This window comes from Mucilaginibacter sp. CSA2-8R (assembly GCF_038806765.1).
Lineage (GTDB): Bacteria > Bacteroidota > Bacteroidia > Sphingobacteriales > Sphingobacteriaceae > Mucilaginibacter.
In genome coordinates, this window is the sequence record NZ_CP152389.1 from 318,964 (window position 1) to 339,354 (window position 20,391).

General features: G+C 42.4%; 22 protein-coding genes. 12 read left to right on the forward strand and 10 right to left on the reverse strand.

The features are described 5' to 3' along the window. Window positions 1-99 precede the first annotated feature (99 nt). The 3 genes from AAGR14_RS01400 to AAGR14_RS01410 all read left to right on the forward strand — a co-directional run bounded on the left by AAGR14_RS01400 (window position 100) and on the right by AAGR14_RS01410 (window position 2,637). A complete protein-coding gene (locus tag AAGR14_RS01400) occupies window positions 100-351 on the forward strand; it encodes a hypothetical protein (RefSeq protein WP_342646805.1) in 252 nt (83 codons plus the stop codon). Window positions 352-398: 47 nt separating this feature from the next. Further along, window positions 399-1,901 (forward strand): NAD(P)H-hydrate dehydratase, encoded by a 1,503-nt coding sequence (locus tag AAGR14_RS01405; protein ID WP_342646806.1) that lies wholly within the window; start codon window positions 399-401, stop codon window positions 1,899-1,901. A gap of 148 nt (window positions 1,902-2,049) precedes the next feature. After that, on the forward strand, window positions 2,050-2,637 hold the full coding sequence (locus AAGR14_RS01410) for a pyridoxamine 5'-phosphate oxidase family protein (protein ID WP_342646807.1): 588 nt from the start codon (window positions 2,050-2,052) through the stop codon (window positions 2,635-2,637). 14 nt (window positions 2,638-2,651) lie between these two features. On the opposite strand, the gene AAGR14_RS01415 is transcribed toward AAGR14_RS01410, so the two are convergent. The 6 genes from AAGR14_RS01415 to AAGR14_RS01440 form a co-directional block, all read right to left on the reverse strand. After that, on the reverse strand, window positions 2,652-3,479 hold the full coding sequence (locus tag AAGR14_RS01415; RefSeq protein WP_342646808.1) for an anti-sigma factor: 828 nt from the start codon (window positions 3,477-3,479) through the stop codon (window positions 2,652-2,654). 2 nt (window positions 3,480-3,481) lie between these two features. Continuing rightward, window positions 3,482-4,033, reverse strand: a complete 552-nt coding sequence (locus AAGR14_RS01420; RefSeq protein ID WP_342646809.1) for a sigma-70 family RNA polymerase sigma factor — start codon at window positions 4,031-4,033, stop codon at window positions 3,482-3,484. Between the two features lie 34 nt (window positions 4,034-4,067). Further along, window positions 4,068-4,946: a lipoyl synthase gene (gene lipA / locus AAGR14_RS01425; RefSeq protein WP_342646810.1), complete on the reverse strand. Its 879-nt coding sequence runs from the start codon at window positions 4,944-4,946 to the stop codon at window positions 4,068-4,070. Between the two features lie 139 nt (window positions 4,947-5,085). Then, window positions 5,086-5,415: a bacillithiol system redox-active protein YtxJ gene (ytxJ, locus tag AAGR14_RS01430; RefSeq protein WP_342646811.1), complete on the reverse strand. Its 330-nt coding sequence runs from the start codon at window positions 5,413-5,415 to the stop codon at window positions 5,086-5,088. 221 nt (window positions 5,416-5,636) lie between these two features. Further along, window positions 5,637-6,131, reverse strand: a complete 495-nt coding sequence (gene ribH, locus AAGR14_RS01435; protein ID WP_342646812.1) for a 6,7-dimethyl-8-ribityllumazine synthase — start codon at window positions 6,129-6,131, stop codon at window positions 5,637-5,639. Window positions 6,132-6,194: 63 nt separating this feature from the next. Beyond that, a complete protein-coding gene (locus tag AAGR14_RS01440; protein WP_342646813.1) occupies window positions 6,195-6,872 on the reverse strand; it encodes a tetratricopeptide repeat protein in 678 nt (225 codons plus the stop codon). 141 nt (window positions 6,873-7,013) lie between these two features. Here AAGR14_RS01440 and AAGR14_RS01445 point away from each other — a divergent pair, with 141 nt between their 5' ends. The 4 genes from AAGR14_RS01445 (at window position 7,014) to AAGR14_RS01460 (ending at window position 9,440) form a co-directional block, all read left to right on the forward strand. Then, window positions 7,014-8,117 carry a DNA replication/repair protein RecF gene (locus tag AAGR14_RS01445; RefSeq protein WP_342646814.1) on the forward strand — a complete coding sequence of 368 codons (1,104 nt, stop codon included), beginning with the start codon at window positions 7,014-7,016 and terminating at the stop codon, window positions 8,115-8,117. A gap of 25 nt (window positions 8,118-8,142) precedes the next feature. Beyond that, window positions 8,143-8,433: a DUF721 domain-containing protein gene (locus tag AAGR14_RS01450; protein ID WP_342646815.1), complete on the forward strand. Its 291-nt coding sequence runs from the start codon at window positions 8,143-8,145 to the stop codon at window positions 8,431-8,433. A 176-nt stretch (window positions 8,434-8,609) separates the two neighbouring features. After that, complete coding sequence (locus AAGR14_RS01455; RefSeq protein ID WP_342646816.1) at window positions 8,610-8,999, forward strand: DoxX family membrane protein; 390 nt, start codon at window positions 8,610-8,612, stop codon at window positions 8,997-8,999. Between the two features lie 15 nt (window positions 9,000-9,014). After that, window positions 9,015-9,440 carry an SRPBCC family protein gene (locus AAGR14_RS01460; RefSeq protein ID WP_342646817.1) on the forward strand — a complete coding sequence of 142 codons (426 nt, stop codon included), beginning with the start codon at window positions 9,015-9,017 and terminating at the stop codon, window positions 9,438-9,440. A gap of 107 nt (window positions 9,441-9,547) precedes the next feature. On the opposite strand, the gene AAGR14_RS01465 is transcribed toward AAGR14_RS01460, so the two are convergent. Further along, a complete protein-coding gene (locus tag AAGR14_RS01465) occupies window positions 9,548-9,967 on the reverse strand; it encodes a nucleoside-diphosphate kinase (protein ID WP_342646818.1) in 420 nt (139 codons plus the stop codon). A gap of 119 nt (window positions 9,968-10,086) precedes the next feature. Between AAGR14_RS01465 and AAGR14_RS01470 the strand changes: the two genes are divergently transcribed. Genes AAGR14_RS01470 through AAGR14_RS01490 form a run of 5 tightly spaced genes read left to right on the forward strand, consistent with a single transcriptional unit; the run spans window position 10,087 to window position 15,047 of the window. Then, window positions 10,087-11,097: a bifunctional oligoribonuclease/PAP phosphatase NrnA gene (locus AAGR14_RS01470; RefSeq protein ID WP_342646819.1), complete on the forward strand. Its 1,011-nt coding sequence runs from the start codon at window positions 10,087-10,089 to the stop codon at window positions 11,095-11,097. A 4-nt stretch (window positions 11,098-11,101) separates the two neighbouring features. Beyond that, a complete protein-coding gene (locus AAGR14_RS01475; RefSeq protein ID WP_342646820.1) occupies window positions 11,102-12,073 on the forward strand; it encodes an FKBP-type peptidyl-prolyl cis-trans isomerase in 972 nt (323 codons plus the stop codon). A 52-nt stretch (window positions 12,074-12,125) separates the two neighbouring features. Next, entirely contained in the window at window positions 12,126-13,157 is a 1,032-nt protein-coding gene (locus AAGR14_RS01480) for an FKBP-type peptidyl-prolyl cis-trans isomerase (protein ID WP_342646821.1), read from the forward strand. 51 nt (window positions 13,158-13,208) lie between these two features. Further along, window positions 13,209-13,976 carry a TatD family hydrolase gene (locus AAGR14_RS01485; RefSeq protein WP_342646822.1) on the forward strand — a complete coding sequence of 256 codons (768 nt, stop codon included), beginning with the start codon at window positions 13,209-13,211 and terminating at the stop codon, window positions 13,974-13,976. A gap of 51 nt (window positions 13,977-14,027) precedes the next feature. Further along, window positions 14,028-15,047 (forward strand): type I asparaginase, encoded by a 1,020-nt coding sequence (locus AAGR14_RS01490; protein WP_342646823.1) that lies wholly within the window; start codon window positions 14,028-14,030, stop codon window positions 15,045-15,047. A gap of 22 nt (window positions 15,048-15,069) precedes the next feature. Here the strand turns inward: AAGR14_RS01490 and AAGR14_RS01495 are convergent, their stop codons facing one another. The 3 genes from AAGR14_RS01495 to pta form a co-directional block, all read right to left on the reverse strand. Continuing rightward, window positions 15,070-16,260 (reverse strand): heparan-alpha-glucosaminide N-acetyltransferase domain-containing protein, encoded by a 1,191-nt coding sequence (locus AAGR14_RS01495; protein WP_342646824.1) that lies wholly within the window; start codon window positions 16,258-16,260, stop codon window positions 15,070-15,072. 69 nt (window positions 16,261-16,329) lie between these two features. Beyond that, complete coding sequence (locus tag AAGR14_RS01500) at window positions 16,330-17,535, reverse strand: acetate kinase (RefSeq protein ID WP_342646825.1); 1,206 nt, start codon at window positions 17,533-17,535, stop codon at window positions 16,330-16,332. Between the two features lie 291 nt (window positions 17,536-17,826). Continuing rightward, on the reverse strand, window positions 17,827-19,923 hold the full coding sequence (pta, locus tag AAGR14_RS01505; RefSeq protein WP_342646826.1) for a phosphate acetyltransferase: 2,097 nt from the start codon (window positions 19,921-19,923) through the stop codon (window positions 17,827-17,829). Window positions 19,924-20,391 lie beyond the last annotated feature (468 nt).

A 20,391-nucleotide genomic window follows, 5' to 3' on the forward strand; every position in this document is an offset into this window, starting at 1 on the left:
TTTTTTCTGATCGCTAACTACTTCGAGCAAAATTATCTTTTGGCATTTTTAATTACCATAGTTATATTTTCTATTGTTTTTACAGTCTTTGTTTTATACTTGAGGAGAAAAGAAAATGAATATTTGATAACTGCGGATGATGAAAAAGTTTCATTCTTGAAAAACAGTAGTTATCAGTGGAGTGAAATAGCAAGCATTAATTCTTTTTCCGAAGGGTTTGGCAGGTCTCGAGCCGACTACGTCAGGATACTTTTGATTAATGGAAAAATTCTGAATATTGAAGTTGCCAATTGCGATTATGAAAATCAGGATATCACCCGTAAGCTTAAAGAAATCGGAAAGTTAGGCTGAATGTTAATCCTGAAAACAAAACTCTATACCTGTTCCTTAACCTTTACATGTTACCCTTATTAACTGCCGCTCAAATTCGCGAGGCGGATGCACATACTATCGCTACCGAAGCTGTATCATCTATTGATTTGATGGAGCGGGCCTCCAAAGCGTGGGTGAGTTGGTTTATCAATCATTTTCAGGACAAGCGGCAAAGCATAACGGTGTATTGTGGTACCGGTAACAACGGTGGGGATGGTTTGGCCATTGCCCGTTTGCTGAGCGAACATGGTTACCAGCAACTCAATGTGAAAATTGCACGCTTTTCCGAAAAGTTTTCTGATGATTTTACAACCAATCGTCAACGTTTACAACCACTGTCTATCCCGGTACGGGAGTTACCTGCCGGCTATCAAACCCTTACCGAAAACAGCGACATTATTATTGATGCCTTGTTAGGCAGCGGTTTAAATAAACCTTTAAGCGGAGATTTTGATAGGTTAGTCACCTACCTGAATAGCCTCAATAAAACAGTAGTTGCTGTTGACGTACCCACCGGCATTTTTACGGAGGGCGACATAGAAGAAGAGAGCACGATATTGAAAGCCGACCTGGTCATTACCTTTCAGCAACCTAAGATTAACTTTTTACTGCCTGAGTCCGGTGATTATATAATGTGTTGGGAAACTGTAAATATTGGGTTAAACGAGGATTTTATCCAATCATTGCAGTCTCCTTATCAATGGGTTGAGGAGCGTGATATTAAAAAAATGCTGATACCCCGCAAGCGATTTAGCAATAAAGGTACTTATGGGCATGCATTATTGATAGCTGGCCAGGCAAAAACCATGGGAGCTGCTTTGCTATGTTCTTCAGCCTGTGTATATGCAGGTGCCGGTTTAACTACCGCTTGCATCCCCGAAAGCGGGCTGACAGCGCTTAACAGCTACCAGGCAGAAGTAATGGCCATTGTGAGGCGCGAGTATGAACTGCCTGATCTGGAATTGAGCAAGTTTACCACCCTTGGTATTGGCCCTGGCTTAGGCAAAAATGAAGATGCTTTGGCTTTGTTACAATACATATTAAATGAGTACGACAAACCTATAGTGGTAGATGCCGATGCATTAAATTTGCTTGCGGCACATCCACGCTTGCTTGAGCAATTGCCAGCCGGTAGTATATTAACACCTCACATGAAAGAGTTTGACCGTCTGTTTGGCGAGCACAAAACCTGGTGGCAACGCTTGCAAACCTTAAAGCAAAAGGCGCAAGAGTTAAATATTTGTATCGTACTTAAAAACGCTTACACTATAACAGCTACACCCAGCGGTATACTTTACTTTAACAGCAGCAGTAACGCTGCTATGGCTACCGGTGGTATGGGCGATGTACTGACAGGAATAATAACAGCACTATTAGCGCAAAAATACTCACCTGAAGAGGCTTGTTTAATAGGGGTATTTTTACATGGTAAAGCAGGGGATGAATTGGCATTACCCAACCGCTTACAGGTGGTGCTGCCCGGACAAGTGGCTGCCCGTGTACCAGTCAGTATAGCAAGGTTGGTTTAAAAATAATAGGTCTGTTGTATTTGTAAACAGACCTATTATTATTAACTGACCTTATAAAGAACAACAAATACTAATTAAAGTAATGATAAGACGCAGCAGTTGGCTAAACGTTACACAAAATCTAAAATTTTTATAATCTAAATCATACATGGAGGCTAAACTGGATGGCGTCTTTGCACAAAGCTGGGAAAAGTTGCAACAGGCAAAGCAAGGAAAGGCAGGCAGCAGATATATAACTGTCTGTAACTTTGCCAAAGGTTACCCCAATGCTTACACGGTAGTTTTACGCGAGGCGTTACCTAATGAGAATCAGATCATTTTTCATACTGATATACGGTCCGAAAAGGTTAACGAGATTAAAAGTAATTCAAGTATTACCATCGTTTATTATGACGATGCCGACTATATCCAGATTATATTAAAAGCTGAAGCTACAATTCATTACCAGGATGATATTGCCAGGCAGCAATGGCAGCAAAGCGGATTTAAAAGCAGGCGTAACTACCTCACCCAGCAAGCACCTTCATCTCCATTGAACGAAGAAGGTAACGGCTTAGAATATCTGGGTGATAAAAAATTCGACGACAATGATGCGTCAGGGTATGAAAACTTTGCAGTAGTTGTTCTTACTATAAATTTCCTGGAGTATCTGCAGCTAAACAAAGAAGGTAATCGCAGAGCCCGTTTTAAAGTGGACCAAAAAAATATTTGGATGGGGGAGTGGGTTACTCCATAATGATGGCCGGATAATTAAAGGCTCGCCATAACCACCATTTGGTCCATGGTAGGGTTTATACTACCGCCACGAGGTTCGATAGTTACGGCAAATGCTTGCGCAATAGCAATATCCTTCATCTCTTTCATATTGGCAGAATCGGCTGGTAATTTGTCAAAAACACCTAAATCTACCGGTTTGCCATTGGCAATAGCCCAAAGCTGATACTGATGACCGGAGTCTGTTTGTGGTAATTTGGCATCATGCATATCTACCATTACCTTTTTTCGCTTAGGGTTCCAGGCTACAGTAAGGACCGAAGTTGGCGCCTTGGTAGTACCTTTTAAACGGACAAACTGAAAAGCTGGATCACGGTAAACATTCAGTTCATTATCCATCAAATTTACTTGTCGCGAATATTTTTGTTCGCTCAATCGCAAACTTAACAACTGATCTTGCGACTGATCAAGCTTTTTATATACAACACTTAAAGCGCCTAAACTTACACAAAGTAAAAGCAGGCTTGCAGCAAAGGCATATTTATAAAAAATGCTAACAGTAGGTTTACCCGGAGTATTTAATGGTATAACAGCAGCTTCGCGACTGTTAGGTTTGAAATTGCGGTCGTCCGCAAAATTGGTAAGCAAACTATTTAATACGCGGTTACGCAAATCCTCAGTAGGCTCAATAGAATTGGCATCAGCATACATAGTCATCGCTTGTTCAATATCGTAAAGCTCGGCTTTTACAGCAGCATGTTTAGCAGCCATATCTTCCACTTGCAACCTTTCTTCCGGGCTTAACTCGCCCAAAACATAAAGTTCCAAAACTCCCGATTCAATATATGCCTTAACGTCTTCCAATGTTAATTAAAATGTTTACGTAATTGCTGTATAGCTGTGCGTAAGCGCGTTTTAATAGTGCCCAACGGCATACCTAGCTCTTCTGCAGCTTCGGTATGTGTATAACCTTTGAAGTAAATTAGATCAAGTATTGATTTTTGCTCAGGTTTTAGCGTATTAACCAACTCTTTCACTCCCAACAACTCAGGTTTGTACACCGTATTATTATGCGTGTCAATGTAACCTACGTTGTTTTCAATCTCCTGGTTTTTATTTTGGTTCTTAAAATCTTTAGATCTTAATTTGTCAATAGCCAGGTTACGGGAAATGTTAATCATCCAGGTAAAAAGACGGCCTTTATCAACATTATAGGATGATGATGAATGCCAAATTTTTACAAAGGCTTCCTGAAGTATATCTTCGGCAGTAGTAGTGTCATTAACTATCCTGAAGATTACGCCATACAACGAAGCCGAATACATATCGTATAAAGCTTCTGCAGCGCGTTTTTCATGGCGCTGCAAGGCGGAAACCAGTTCCTCTTCAGTTAGTGATAGTTTATGCTTTTTGCCCAAAATGTGGTAAGTATCTAAATATTAGAGCACAACACTATAAATCAAACAAATGTTTTTCGGCATGATAAGAAGACCGAACCAGCGGTCCGCTTTCTACATATTTAAAGCCCATTTGCAGACCAACTTCTTTATAATAAGCAAACTGATCAGGTGTAACCCAATCAATTACCGGATGATGGCTACGTGTAGGCTGCAGATATTGGCCCAAAGTTAAAATATTTACACCGGCATCGTAAAGATCTTGCATGGCTTCAAGCACATCCTCTTCCTGTTCGCCCAAACCCAGCATAATACCCGATTTAGTACGCAAGCCTGCGGCTGCTATCTGGCGCAGGCATTCTAAGCTGCGATCATACTTAGCCTGTATACGAACCTCGCGGGTTAAGCGGCGTACAGTTTCCAGGTTGTGCGATACAACTTCCGGCCGAACAGCCAGCACACGCGCCAAGTTATCCCAGTTGCCTTTAAAGTCGGGCAGTAGCGTTTCTAAAGTAGTTTCAGGGCTTTCGCGACGGATAGCATTAATAGTTTCGGCCCAAATAATAGAACCACCATCTTTTAAATCATCACGATCAACTGAGGTAATAACACAATGCTTTACCTGCATCAATTTTACTGATGTGGCTACACGATTAGGTTCATCCAGGTCAACCGCTAATGGCCGGCCGGTAGCAACCGCACAAAATGAGCACGAGCGGGTACAGATGTTACCTAATATCATAAAAGTTGCTGTACCGGCACCCCAGCACTCACCCATATTGGGGCAATTACCACTCTCACATATCGTATGCAACTTATGTGTATCAACCAAGCTGCGCACATGAGCATACTCTTTACCTACAGGAAGTTTAACTCGTAACCAATCAGGCTTACGTTGTACCTGGTTAGCAGGAATTACCGGCAAATCAATCATAAAACAAATTTAGGTAATTTAGATTAGATGTAAGAACCAAGCCCTAACAAACCGCCTTCAAATTATCCCGAATGACAGCAAAATTCAAAAGTCTTGAATGCTACCTGATTCCTGGCTCTTTGTTCCTGGCTCCACAAACTTATTGCACCATCTCGAGCGTTTCGTCTACAGAAATGCCACCGTGCGACTGATCAAGGATGCATTCGCCATTTTTAATGAGCAGCAATTGAGGCGACTCGTGATTGATCTGAAAGTCTTCGGCAACTTTGTTAGAAATGTCCCGGTGCTTAATTAAATCTAAAAAGTATAAAGGAAGGTTTTCTGGCAGTTGTTCCCAGTCTAACTCAAAACGGCGTTTAGCCATCATGCTTATAGAACAGCGGGTGCTGTGTTTAAAAATGATGCTGTAACCAGGCTGCTGCTTAATCTCATCTAACTGATTCGCCTTATCCAACGCTATCCAATTCATATAGGAAGAAATATATTTTTAACAAAAATACATTTATAAGCGCAATACGTTTTATGTACGAATGTAAAATGACAATTTGATGTTAGCGGCTACGGCGAGGGTATGAGCCGTATGCTGGGCACAGTTTGTTAGAGCAAGAAGCAAAGGTGCTTAACAAAGCCGCCAAAAAACCGATATAAATAATTTTTTTCATGTTAATAATTATTAAAAATTACAACCGGTTAGTTTTTTAGTTGCTGAGCCATATCAGCCATCTTAATAGCGGTTACCGCTGCTTCAACGCCTTTGTTGCCATGCTTGCCCCCGGCCCGGTCTGCTGCCTGCTGCTGGGTATCGGTAGTAAGCACACCGAAAATCACAGGTTTGGTATGTTTTATACTTACGTTGCTTATACCGTTAGCTACAGCATCGCATATAAAATCAAAGTGGCGGGTTTCGCCTTGTATCACACAACCCAGGCATATTACAGCGTCAAGGTGTTTGTTGCTCAACAGCAAATCTGCACCCGCAATCAGCTCAAAACTGCCGGCAACCGAATAGGTTAGAATGTTATCGGTTAAAGCACCATGCTCAATAAGACTTTGGTAAGCTCCCTCGTACATGGCACCGGTAATTTGCGCATTCCACTCGGCAACCACAATACCAAAGCGGTAAGGCGCAGCCGACGGAACAGTCGTATTCGAAAAATCAGACAGGTTTTTAAGCTGGGTAGCCATACCAGTGGTGTTTAATTAACAGGTTATAAATTTTCAATTAACGAATTATACGTAACCTGGCAATTATTGTTTTGCTTCGGCACGTGCAATGTAAGCGTCAATGTTTTGAGCCTCAGCACTTGCAGGGTAATCTGTTTTTATTTTCTGGTAGGTTTCTAAAGCGCTTTTGCTGTCATTGCGAGCTTCATAAACTAGGCCTAATTTTTTTAAATAAAAAGGCGATAAAAATTTATTGCTGGCTTTATCGGCTGCTTTCTTAAAGTAAGTTTCGGCTTTTTCGTAATCTTTTAATTCAACATAAGCATCGCCAGTGCTTCCTAAAGCTTCGGCAGCAACCATATTGTCATCACCTCTAAAGTTATTCAGGTCATCAATAGCCTTACGGTATTCGCCTTTGTTTAAGTAAGCAGTACCGGCATAGTAATAAGCCAGGTTAGCAGCTTTGGTGTTGCTGTAATCGTTAATAATTTTTTCAAAGCCCGGGTAGCTGGCATCGCCTTTTAATGCTTTGTCCCACTCTTTTTTACCCCAGTACTCCTGGGCAACATACATTTGGTTGGCAGCCTCGGTTTCGCGCGGAGCCAGGTATAATTTCTGGTAGGCAATATATACGGCAATTAATGCAATAATGGCAGCACCAATAAATAACAGGCTTTTTTGATTCTCTCTAACAAAGCCACCTGTTGGTACTACGGTCTTCTGTTCTGTTGCAACATTGGCATTCACTTCCGTCTTTGACATTTCTATGCTAAAATTAAGTTTGCAAAAATAGGTTATTTTAAAAATTTTATCAACATCTAAAACAATAAATAAAAGGCTTTAATTTTAAAGTTAGTCACTTTACAAAAACCTGTAACGTATTGCTACCTTTGAACCCGCCCTATGTATTTGCAGCATCTATCTGTTATTAACTTTAAAAACTATGCCGAGGCCGAACTGGCTTTTAGCGATGGTGTAAATGTGTTTACAGGTAACAATGGCGCAGGCAAAACCAACTTGCTTGATGCCATACATTATTTGTCGTTATGTAAAAGTTACTTCAACACCATAGATAGCCAGCAAATAAAGCAGGGAACTGATTTTTTTATCATCAACGGTACGTTTGAGCGTAATGATGCGCACGAAACTGTAGCCTGCTCGGTAAAGCGTAATCAAAAAAAACTATTCAGGCGCAATAAAAAGGACTACCCGCGTTTGGCAGATCATATAGGTTTGTTCCCGCTGGTGATGGTGTCTCCTTATGATGTAAGCATCATTATGGAGGGGAGCGAAGAGCGGCGCAAGTTTGTGGATAACGTAATCTCGCAAACCGACAACCGGTACCTGGATGAGCTGATTACTTATAACAAAATACTGTCTAACCGGAATGCGCTGCTTAAAAGCATAGCCGAAACCGGCCGGTTTGACCCGGGTTTGCTGGAAGTGCTTGATGAGCAACTGGTAGCGTCGGGCACCCGTATCTTCGAAAAGCGTAAAGACTTTATGGAAAGTTTTACGGGCATCTTTAACCAGTACTACCAATTTTTAACAGATGACGTTGAAAAGGTGGCTATGGTATACGAGTCGCAGTTACTGCACGAAGGCTTTGCCGCTCTGCTCAATAAATCTACCGGGAAAGATCGTGTGCTGGAGCGTACCACAACCGGTATCCACCGTGATGATTTGCTTTTTAGCATACACCAGATGCCGCTTAAAAAGTTTGGTTCGCAGGGGCAGCAAAAATCTTTTTTAATTGCTTTAAAACTGGCCCAGTATAGCTACCTGCAGCAGCAAAAAGGATTTAAACCTTTGTTGTTACTGGATGATATTTTTGATAAATTAGATGAACATCGCATTACTAAGCTGATGCAATTGGTATCTAACCACGAGTTTGGTCAGGTATTTATTACGGATACCAGTGCCGGCAGGGTAACACAAATTTTTAACCGCATCAATGTAGCATTTAAACTGTTTGATGTACAACAGGGTGAGGTTAGCCCCATATAAATAAACTTCTAATCATTATTTTATTATGCGTAAGGCTAACGACAAAACCATGAAACAGGCCATTGAGCAAATGCTTAATGTTTACAAAATTAAGCGTCGGTTTGATGAAACAGGCATTATTGCTGCCTGGCCCGATATTGTAGGCAAGCCTGTGGCCAACCGCACCAGCGAAATATTTATCAACAATAAAAAGCTGTTTTTGCGTATCGAATCATCCGTAGTGAAAAATGAATTGATGATTATACGCTCGCAGATTATGGAAAAAATTAACAGCGAAGCCGGCGATACTTTGGTGGAAGAGATTATATTTTTATAAACTAAGTTTAGTTTTGATTTTAAAGCCAGCTGGTACAAAGCAGTTGGCTTTTTCATGCCTTGATATTTTAAGATATTATAGTATTTTGCGTAGTTAACACACTGCGTGTAAGTGAGCCGGGAGATTAGTGTTTATTGATTATTCGCGCAGCAATACGTCGAACTAATTTATAAATCATGAAAAATAAGATCCTGTTTGTTGTTTGTCTTTTATTTGGGCTTATGTTTATTAACGCCGGGCTAAACAAGTTTTTCAACTACATGCCCATGCCTAAAGACATGCCTGCCAGTATGCAAAAGTTAATGGCTGCCTTTATGCAAATAGGCTGGCTCATTCCGCTGGTAGGTTTTGTAGAGGTAGTTGGCGGAGTGTTGGTTATTTTTAATAAATACCGTGCTTTGGGAGCCATTATGATTTTGCCGGTTATGGTCGGAATACTTTTGGTTAACATCTTTAACGCACCTTCGGGCTTACCTTTAGCTTTGGTGCTGCTGGCTATCAATATCTGGATGATTATTGATAATTATAAAAAATACCTGCCAATGGTTAGTGCAACAACGATCTAAACAATACATGATATTATGGAAGAAAATAGTTCTGTTAAAATTACTATAACGGCTACCGTTAAAGCTAACCCCGAAAAGGTTTGGGAGTTTTGGACAAAGCCAGAACACATTACACAATGGAATAATGCATCAGATGATTGGCATACGCCGTTTGCCGAAAATGACTTAACTGCCGGAGGCGAATTTAAAGCGCGAATGGAAGCTAAAGATGGCAGTGTGGGGTTTGACTTTGGCGGTGTATACGATGAAGTGATACTTCACCAATTGATTAGTTATACCATAGGCGACGGAAGAAAAGTACGGATTACCTTTGCCAACAAAGGTATGGAAACTGAAATAACAGAAACATTTGAAGCCGAAAATCAAAACCCGGCAGAGATGCAACGGGCTGGTTGGCAGGCTATCTTAAACAACTTTAAGCAATACGCCGAAAGTCACTAAAAGGATACGGTATTTTAATCAAAAAGCCATCAGTAAAGCTATTTAAGTAACAGCAATATTGATGGCTTTTTTATTTAATGAGCCTTTTGGGCTGCATCAGTTCGGTATTAAAATTTCTCGAATGCTGAGAAATAGAAGCTTCCTTCGATAGCTGCGTTCTCGTCAGAATCTGAACCGTGAACTGCATTGGCTTCGATAGACTCGGCAAATAACTGACGGATAGTACCGGCTTCAGCTTTAGATGGGTCGGTAGCGCCAATAAGCGTACGGAAATCAGCAACAGCGTTGTCTTTCTCCAGTATAGCAGCTACGATAGGGCCAGAAGACATAAAGCTAACTAAGCCATTGTAAAAAGGGCGTTCTTTGTGAACAGCATAAAACTCGCCTGCTTTTTCGGCAGTAAGTTTAGTGTATTTCATTGCTGTGATTTTGAAGCCACCTTTAACAATGTGATCTAAAATAGCACCGATGTGACCGTTGCGAACTGCATCGGGCTTAATCATGGTGAAAGTTTTGTTGTTTTCCATGTTTGCGTTAAAATTGGCGCAAAAGTAAAGGTTTGTTATTGAAACTTAAAGCTTTTTGTACAATTTGCATCACTTGTAATTCATTAATTTATTTAAATTTGCATCTTCTTTTGTTGTTGATGTTAGATATATCCGCGCTTAGCCAGCTTTTAAACCAGCCCCGAAAAATAGTTATTACTACCCATCATAAGCCTGATGGCGATGCTATGGGTTCGTCGCTCGGTTTATACAACTATTTAATACAGCAAGGCCATCATGCTAAAGTAGTTAGCCCTACCGATTACCCGGAGTTTTTATGGTGGATGCCCGGCAACGAAGAAGTGATTATTTACACTGAGCAAAAAGAGCAGGCTGCCCAGTTAGTAGCCGAAGCTGAGCTGATATTTTGTCTTGATTTCAATACCCTTACCCGTATTAATGAGTTAGGCGAACTGGTACGCCAAAGCAGCGCCGTAAAGGTGATGATTGATCATCACCTGGAGCCGGAAGATTTTGATGATTACCGTTACTGGAACATCAATGCCTGTGCTACTGCGCAATTGGTATACAGTTTTATAACCGACGAGCTGAAACGCCCCGACCTGATTAATGTCGATGTTGCCACCTGTTTGTACACCGGCATCATGACAGATTCAGGTTCTTTCAGGTTTCCAAATACTACCGCTGCGGTGCACCGTATTGTGGCCAGTTTAATTGAGGCCGGTGCTGTAAACTGGCGCATTCACGAACTGGTATACAGTAGTTCGTCCGAAAACCGCCTGCGTTTTTTAGGACATTGCTTAACTAATAAACTCGAGGTTTTAGCTGAATACAATACGGCCATCATCAGCGTAACCCATCAGGACTTGCAGAAGTTTAACATCATTACCGGCGATACCGAAGGGATTGTAAATTACGCATTATCCATAACCGGTATACGCCTGGCCGCCTTTATTGTGGAACGCCCTGACAGAGTAAAGCTATCATTACGCTCAAAAGGGGAGTTTCCGGCTAACGAGATTTGTAAAAAATATTTTAGCGGTGGCGGTCATCGCAATGCCGCAGGCGGTCATTCAGAGGAGTCGCTGCAGCAAGTTATTGAGAAAATTAAACATATATTACCCGAATACAAAACACTATTAGTACAATAAAAAAATGAAAAAAAACTTTCTGTTTTTGGCTGTAGCAGCGATTGGTTTTGCCAGCTGTAACAGCGGATTTAAAAAGAGCGATGGCGGCCTGCTATATAATATTCATGAAGACAAAGAAGGCGCTAACATTAAAGCTGGCGACTTTGTAGTCATGAACCTGGTTGTTAAAAACGATGCCGACTCAGTTTTAAACAATAGCTATGACCAGGGCATGCCGGTAATTACTGCCGTACCACAGCCACAATACAAAGGCGATGTGGTTAACGGTATCTTGTTGTTAAGCCAGGGCGATAGTGCTACTATCCGGGTTAATATTGACTCGGCAAAAGCTGGTAACCACATCCCTAAAGATTTTAAAGGTAAATACTTAACTTACCAGGTTAAAATCGAAAAAGTGATAGCCAAAGGTAAACTGAGTGATCAGGTTTTTCAGGGCCGTGTAACCGAATTATTTAAGACCGAAACTGCTAAAATGGAAAAAGCAGAGCCCGGGAAAATCCAAAAATACCTGGATGATAATAAACTGAAAGCTACTAAAACTGCTTCGGGTTTATACTATGTAATTACTAAAGAAGGATCAGGTCCTAAAATTGGTAAAGCCGATAGCGCAGTGGTTAACTATACCGGTAAATTAATTGGTGGTAAAATATTTGATACCAGCATTAAAGAGGTAGCCCAGGCAAACAAAGGTCTTTACAACGCTATGCGCCCGTACAAGCCTATCCGTATTGCAGTGGGTGTGGGTTCTGTTATTCCAGGTTGGGATGAAGGCTTACAGTTATTAAACAAAGGTTCGAAAGCTACTTTTGTTATACCGTCAAAACTGGCTTACGGTCAGCAGGGAGCAGGTCCAATTCCGCCGTTTACGCCAATTGTGTTTGAAGTAGAACTGATTGACATTGTGCATCCTGATCCTAATGCACCAAAGCCAGCAGCGTTGCCGCAAATGCCTATGCAACAGCCAGCTTCTAAATAATTAAATATTTTTACGGCCTTCTTAGTTTGCTAAGGAGGCCTTTTGCTATGTGATGAAAAAGTATTTCGTATTATCTGTATTAGGTTTATTAGCGGCAGGCCAAAGCTTTGCACAAACTGGCTTTACCAAAACTCCTAAAGGCGCCCTTTATAATATTGTTAAGCCCGGTAACGGTGCTAAAGTAAAAGTGGGCGATGTAATTACCTTCCAGTTTACCCAAAAAAACGACCGCGACTCGTTGTTAGGAAGTTCATATAAAATGGGGCAACCTGCCAAAGTACAGGTACAACCTTCTAAGAGCGTAGCCGATTTAATGGAGGTTTTCTCTTTGCTGAGCGTAAATGACAGCGTACTGGTGCGTGTACCTACCGATTCGATATTTGCAGGACACGAAGAGAGCCGCCCGGCGTTTTTACCTAAAAGCAGCTATCTGAATTTTGGTATCAAAATTCAAAAAATCCAGACAATGGATGAGGCTATGGCCGAGCGAACTGCCGCAATGGAAAAACAGCGCACCGAACAGGCTGCTTTAGCCGAAAAAATGCGTACTGCGGAGGTACCGTCAATTACAGCTTTTATTGCTGATAAAAAGCTTACTCCGGTAACTACAGCTTCTGGTTTAAAGTATATTGTCACTGCACCTGGAACGGGCCGTAAGCCAAAGCCCTTTGACACTGTTATGGTGAATTACGTTGGCCATACGCTGGATGGCAAAGTATTTGACTCGAGCATTGCCGAGGTAGCTCAATCGGCTGGTTTACAGCAGCCCGGCCGTAATTATGAACCCATTAAGTTTGTAGTTGGCGGGGGGCAGGTTATCCCGGGTTGGGATGAAGGTTTATTGCTGCTGAACGAGGGTTCGAAAGCAACGTTTATCATTCCATCCAAGTTAGCTTATGGCGAGCGTGGGGCCGGTGATGATATCAAGCCTTATAGCCCTTTATGGTTTGATGTGGAGTTGGTAAAAGTGATTGCAGGTAAAGGTAAGCCAGTCACACCAGCGGTTGCTGCAGGCAAAAAAGCAGCGCCAAAAAAAGCCGGTGCTAAAAAGCCGGCGGTTAAGAAAAAAGTCACCCGTAAATAATATTATCAAAAAGCCCTCCGTTAACCACAGAGGGCTTTTTACTTTCGCAGCATGGTGTTAACCGATACACATACGCATCAATACTATGAAACCGACCCGGTAAAAAAGGCTGGTTTGATGCAGCGTTGCCTCGATAATGGCATCAGCAGGTTGTTTTTGCCAAATGTTGATTCGGGCAGCATTCCCCAGGTAATGGATATGGTAAATACTTATCCGCAGCATTGTTTCCCAATGCTGGGCCTGCACCCTTGTGATGTAAAAGCCAACTGGGAACAGGAGTTGGAAACTATTTACACAGCCTTACAGCAAACCAAGGTTTATGCCATCGGCGAAATAGGAATTGACCTGTACTGGGACAAAACTTTTATTGCCGAGCAGCAGCAAGCATTCAGGCAGCAAATTGCTTGGGCTAAACAAGCCGGACTGCCCATCAATATACATTGCCGCAATGCTTTTGATGAGGTGTATGCTATTTTGCAACAAGAGCACGACGAATTGTTGAGAGGCATTTTTCATTGCTTTTCGGGTACTTTAGCGCAGGCAGAGCAAATTATTGAGCTGGGCTTTATGTTGGGTATAGGTGGCGTAGTTACTTACAAAAATGGCGGTTTAGATAAAGTGGTCGAGCAAATAGACCTAAAACATATAGTTTTAGAAACAGATTCTCCGTATCTTACCCCTGTGCCGTACCGTGGCAAGCCTAACGAAAGTTCGTATCTGGTGTACGTAGCTCAAAAAGTGGCCGATCTGCACCAGGTAAGTTTAGAGGAAGTAGCCCGCATTACTACCGAAAATTCCAAAATTATTTTTGGGGTATAAATGCAATTTTTTAGATAAGGATTTTTATTTTTATAACATAACCAATTATACATGTGCCAGATTTTGATCATCTATACCGGTGGGACAATAGGTATGATGACCGACCCAAGGACTAAAACCTTAGTGCCAATTAACTTTGAGCAGATTATGGAGAACGTTCCGGAACTGGAACGCCTTAACTGCCGTATTATGGTTCATTCTTTCGAAGATGTTATCGACTCTTCGAACATGAGTCCGGCTATTTGGGGACAGTTGGCCGGTTTAATTCAGAAACATTACCATGAGGTGGATGGCTTTGTAGTTTTACACGGTTCGGATACTATGGCATTTTCGGCATCAGCTTTAAGTTTTATGCTCGAAAATTTGGCTAAGCCGGTTATTTTTACCGGATCGCAATTACCTATTAGCGCCATCCGTACGGATGCTAAAGAAAACCTGATGACGGCCATTGAACTGGCCAAAGCTAAAAAGAACGACAAAGTACGTGTGCCCGAGGTTTGTATTTACTTTGATTACAAGTTGTTTCGCGGTAACCGCGCTTTTAAATATAACTCATCTAAATTTGAGGCTTTCCGCTCACCCAACTATCCGGTACTAGCCGAGTCGGGCGTGCATTTACGGTTCAGTATTAATGATATCCGTCCTGCTGGTGAGGATGAACTTATTGTGCATAAAAACCTGGTGAATGACGTAGGGGTGTTAAAGCTTTATCCGGGCATTACTCCTAAGGTGGTTGACACTATTGTTAACTCGGACGTTAGAGGTATTGTAATGGAAACCTTTGGTGCCGGCAATACCACTACCGATCAATGGTTTATTGATTTGCTAAAAGGAGCTATTGATAGCGGTAAAGTTATTGTAGATATCTCGCAGTGTAAGGTAGGTACTGTTGAGTTGGGCCGTTACGAAACCAGTAAGGCATTAAAAGACATTGGTGTAGCCAATGGTTACGATATGACCTTTGAAGCTGCCATTACTAAAACAATGTACTTGCTAAGCCAGTTTGACGACCCTAAAGAGATTACCCGCTGGATGGAAACGGATATCCGCGGCGAGTTAACGGTTTCATAGTAACTTTTTAGTCATCCTGCTATTATAAATAGCTAACCCACCATTGGTCTTGATGGCGTTGCTTATAACCAATGTACCATCTGCAGGGCTTATACAGTGTTGCAACAATACTCAACCAAATGAGGTAAACAATGCCTAAAGAAAAGCCCAATGTTGCCGGTCTGAATAAGAAAGGTGCATTAGGGCTTGCAATATCTTTTGACGTATATCCCGAAGTGTAAAATACAATAACGGTGATAGTATGGATGATGAAAAAGTGCAGCACATAGTAAAAGAACGGCACTTTGCCATACACTGTTAAAATGCGCGACCACGCGTTATTGACAGACTCGGTCAGGGCAAGAAATATCAGTGCAAAGCTCAGCGTTAAACACGTATATAATAGCGAAGGTGGGTATTTGCTTACATTGATAAATGATAGCAACGTACGTACTACAGTGCGCTGAACACTCCAGTGCTGTGGCTCGCCGTACGTATTGGTAAAACGCAAGAGGATAAAGAAGGCTAACAGGCCCAACCCCCCGTATAGTAATTGAGTTCGGCGGCGTTGCGGTGCATAGTTGGGCTGATAAATAACCGATACGGCATAACCTAATAGCATAATACCTGTCCAAGGCAATATGGCGTAAAGAAAAACGATAAAATGATTGCCAGGCAAGGGCAGTATATAAAACCTGGCAGTAAAAAGTACCTGCAGCAGTCCTGCCTCAAACGGGCTCTTAACTGGTTGCATGTAATTCAGTGCATCATGCCCAATGATGAGCAATAAACCTAATGGCAAAACCAGTTTACCTGATACTTTGAGTAGTAGTCCCAGTATAATCATGCTGCATCCAATTGCCCAGATTACCTGTAAAAACAACATGTTATAAAACGGGTTAAAACTGAGGCCGAGCGTAATCACTAATACCTCAACTGCAATTAACCATAACCCGCGCTTTATTAAAAATGAAGCGGTTTCCGCTGAACTGCGTTTGTGCCGGCTCAACCCGGCGGACAGGCCCGACAAAAACACAAACGTTGGTGCACAAAAGTGAGTAATCCAGCGGGCAAAAAACAATGCCGGCGTGGTAGTCTGCACGTTCAATGGGTCGTGCAGGGCTGCATCATTGTGTAAAAAATCCCGAACGTGGTCAAGTGCCATAATAGCCATCACCAGCCCGCGCAGTATATCAATCGAATGGATGCGCTGTAGAGTAGGAGTTTTAGTCATGATGATTAGGTTAGTAATTACGCATATCTAACCTAATCATTTATTTTGAGTTAGTCAACTCTTTCAAACTTAGCTATTGCTCACCATCTGGAAACACTGTTGGGCAATCTCCAGCTCTTCGTTGGTAGGGATAATTAAAATCTTAGCCGGCGAATCGGATTGATTAATCTTACGGATGCCTTTAGCTCGTACCTTATTGGTAGCAGTATCCAACTTTAAGCCTAAGTAATCCATATCAGTACAAATAAGCTCACGTATCAAAGCGTCGTTTTCGCCAACGCCTGCAGTAAAAATAATGGCATCAAGTCCGTTTAAAGCGGCGGCGTATGCGCCAATATATTTTTTAATGCGGTAAGCGTACAAGTCGTAAGCCAGTTTGGCGTCCTCATTGCCTTGTTCAATGGCGTTGGTAATGTCGCGCATGTCGCTATAGCCGGTAAGGCCGGCCATGCCGCTGCGTTTATTCAACAGATTACTTACCTGTTCAATATCATAGCCTAACTGGTTTACCAGGTAAAATATAACGGTAGGGTCAATATCTCCCGAACGGGTACCCATCACCAGGCCGCTCAGTGGGCCAAAACCCATGCTTGTATCGATCGATCGCCCATTTTTAACCGCGGCCATGCTACAGCCATTACCTAAATGTATACTGATGAATTTGCTATCGTTTTTGCCTAAATAGTCAGCAGCCTGCTCGGTTACGTACTTGTGGCTGGTGCCATGAAAACCGTAGCTGCGAATATTAAAGTCGGTGTAATAGGTGTTCGGAATGGCGAAGCGGTAGGCCTTAGCGGGTAACGTTTGATGAAAAGCGGTATCAAATACACCGATTTGGGTGGCATTGGTAAATATCTTTTCGGCTACCTCGATGCCTAAATAGCTGGCCGGGTTATGCAGGGGCGCTAACTGGAAGGTGTTCTTCAGCTTCTCTTTCACACCTGCATCAATAATAGTGGTAGTGGTAAAAGTTTCGCCGCCGTGCACAATACGGTGCCCGATCAGCTGAATATCTGCTGGGTCTTTAATCACGGCCCAATCACCGCCGGTAAGCAATTGGTTTACTTCTTTCAAGCCAGCCTCGTGGTCGGGCAGTTCTTCGGGGGTTAGCTTAATTACTTTTTCGTCACCATCTATATATACTTTGTGGGTAATGGTAGGGTTGCTTAAGCCAATACGTTCGACTAGGCCACTGCATACCGGGTCGGTAGCCGGCATTTTAAAGAGTTGATATTTGATAGAGCTGCTGCCCGAGTTTACAACGAAGATGTTCATTGGTATATGGTTCGTATTGATAGTTTGTTTATTAAAAGGAGTGAGGTTTTTGTCCTGTCTTAAATAACGATTGTGCTGATATAACTTAATTCAGTATCGATTAACTTACTACAGTCCGCTCATTGCTGTGGAGGCTACTTCTTTTGGCATAGCCCAAAAAGAAGCAAAAAAAAACGCTCAACTGTTGTGATCACCTGTTTGCTCACAGACCCTCGCTGGCCCGAGCGCAACGGCGGGTCTCTACGCTTTTATGCACTTCACTTTATCTTCTTATCCTGGAAACTTTTCTTGTCATTCTTGCGCTTGGATAGCGGTAATAATAACAGTATTAAAAATATCGTCTACTGTACAGCCTCGGCTAAGGTCGTTTACGGGTTTGTTGAGGCCTTGCAGCATGGGGCCAATAGCCAGGGCTCCAGTCTCGCGCTGTACAGCTTTATAGGTATTGTTGCCGGTGTTCAGGTCGGGGAAAATCAGTACGCTGGCCTGGCCGGCAACCTCTGAGCCGGGTAGCTTGCTTTTGCCTACTATCGGGTCTACCGCCGCATCATATTGTATCGGGCCTTCCACTTTAAGGTCGGGGCGTTTGGTTTTGACAATCTCGGTAGCACGGCGCACTTTTTCAACATCCTCGCCCTCGCCAGAGGTACCCGACGAATAAGAGAGCATCGCAATACGCGGCTCAATACCAAAGCGCTGACTGCTCTCAGCTGATGATATCGCAATTTCGGCCAGTTGCTCGGCGGTAGGATTGGGGTTAACGGCACAATCCCCAAAAACAGAAACCCGGTCTGGCAGGCACATGAAAAATACAGACGACACGACCGAAGTACCCGGCTTGGTTTTTACAAACTGCAGTGCTGGCCTGATGGTATGTTGCGTGGTATGTACTGCGCCCGATACCATACCATCGGCATGGCCCTTGTATACCATCATGGTACCGAAGTAAGATACATCGGTCATCATATCGGTGGCCATCTCCAGGTTTACGTTTTTGTTTTTACGCAGTTCGTAAAGCGTATTTACATATTCCTGGTAATAACCCGACGTGGCAGGATTAACTATATTAATTTTGGTAACGTCCAGGTTTAAACCTAAACGTTTAATGTTGGCGGTAATATCATCAGGGTTACCCAAAATGGTGAGCGTCACAATCTCCTGGCTGATTAAACGTGCGGCAGCTTTCAAGATGCGCTCATCATTACCTTCGGGTAGTACAATATGCTTTTTCTGGCGTTTAGCCCAGTTAGTGAGCTGATACTGGAACATACGAGGGGTAATACCTCCGCTGTGTTTAAAGGTTACTATCCGTTCGTCCAGCTTGGCTACATCTACGTATTTATTAAATACATCAACAGCCAGCTGTATTTTTTTGGTGTTGTCGGCGGTAATGCGCGAGCGGATGTTTCCTATCTGGGTAGTGGTCTGGAATGTTCCGGTTTTTACTGCGATAATGGGTACTACCGTCTGCAAACCATTAATCAGCCTTATAATAGGCTCCTCGGGCTCTGTACCAGCCGTAAGCACAATGCCTGCTATAGAAGGATAGCTTGTAGACAAGTTGGCTTGCAGCGCCGCAATAATGATATCGCCGCGGTCGCCGGGGGTAATAATCAGTACGTTCTCTTTAATAAAGTTTAAAAAGTTGGGTACCTGCATGGCCCCGGTTACAAAATTATCTACTTGGTTGCTGAGGCGGTCTTTGCCGAAAAGTAATTTGCTGTCGGGGAGCTCCTCGCAAATTTCTTTCATAGTGGGGGCCAGTAAGCCCCGCATAGTAGGTATAATAGCGATAATGATGGCGCCTGGTAACTGGGCGTTGAGTAACTCCCGTACATCATCAATCTGGTCGCTGTTTACTTTGTTAGCTACCAATGCCAGTACCTGTATTTCGCGGCTTTCAAAATTACGTATCACGGTGATAGCCGCATTTACAATTTGCGCTGTCGTTTTATTTTCGCCCGAGATAACGGCAATAATGGGCGCTCCCAAGTTTTTAGCGATAGATGCGTTTACGTCAAACTCAAACGCGGTACCATCGCCCTGGTAGTCGCTGCCTTCAATTACAGTAAAGTCATACTTGTCTTCCAGCTGCTTGTATTTACGGATGATGGTATCAATCATCTCGCCCTGACTTTCGTTTTCGCTTTGCTGCATAGCTTCCTGCCAGCTAAAGGCGTATGCCTCATCATAACTGATAGGCAGGTCGAAATACTTGAGCACCGTTTGTATATGGTCGCTTTTATGTTCTTCGGGACGGCGGCTCACAATGGGTTTAAAAAAACCTATTTTTTGGGCCTTGCCTAAAAGCATATTGATAAGTCCGAGCGAAACAATGGATTTGCCGCTATACGGCTCGGTACTGGTGATAAAAACAGTTTTAATCATGCAGCTTAGAGTTGCGGTGGTAAATAATAAGATATGGCTTTAATGACAAATATAGGCGCTAATAGTTCTGTTGCAATTGGTATTTGTATAGCGTTGTAGAAACGGGTTGATAAGCCGAAAAACTTTTGAGTCAATCGTTTTTACCAGCCAGTAAAAGCGGTTGAACTACGCTTGTTTTAGGCCTGCCAAATTTGTTGTTAAAATACTGCCATTATGACTTAATGTGCGCTTTGTAATCTGTTGGTAATCAGTACAATTATTTTATAAAAAATAATGCTAATGTTTTTAGTATTTAAATTTTAATTTGTAGCTTTGATTTATAAGAAAAAAGGCCCTTTAAAATGAATGAGGGCATGGTTTTTTGAAATTAGAATTTGATGTTTAAAAGTTGGTTTATCGATAACATTAAAAACTGCCTTTTTAGCATAAAAGTGGAGTAGGGTACAAGCTTTGCTCAATAGTTAATAC